Below are 365 nucleotides of genomic sequence, written 5' to 3'. Positions count from 1 at the left end.
TGTTCCGATAAAAAGAAATGATTGGGTACAAATCTCTCCTGGGTAAGCAAATGCCTGTTCAAATACCCTCGAGCTATGCCGGGTCCTGTCAGATAAAGCTCTCCGGGAATACCAATACCCACTGGATTTCCTGAACTATCCAGAATATAGGTATGCGTATTGAAGATGGGTGTACCGATAGGGACGGTAGCCCGGTCTGCCACACCTTCTTTTACTTCATACAAATGTGAATATACCGTGTATTCCGTAGGACCGTAGGCATTCATAAACCTACAGTAACTTGACCATGCTTCCGCAAGGGAAGGTGGGCAGGCCTCGCCCACAGATACCACCTGAAGCTCAGGATAACTCAACCGCGAAGGGTC

The 365-nt window shown here is 47.9% G+C and carries 1 protein-coding gene; it reads right to left on the bottom strand.

Translation table 11 applies throughout. The features are described from left to right. Positions 1–365, bottom strand: a 365-nt coding sequence (locus tag C900_RS27510; RefSeq protein ID WP_040497700.1) for an AMP-binding protein, incomplete at both ends; no start/stop codon positions are given.

The sequence above is a fragment of the Fulvivirga imtechensis AK7 genome, assembly GCF_000331535.1.
Taxonomy (GTDB): Bacteria; Bacteroidota; Bacteroidia; order Cytophagales; family Cyclobacteriaceae; genus Fulvivirga; species Fulvivirga imtechensis.
This window is presented reverse-complemented; position numbering and strand designations above follow the sequence as displayed.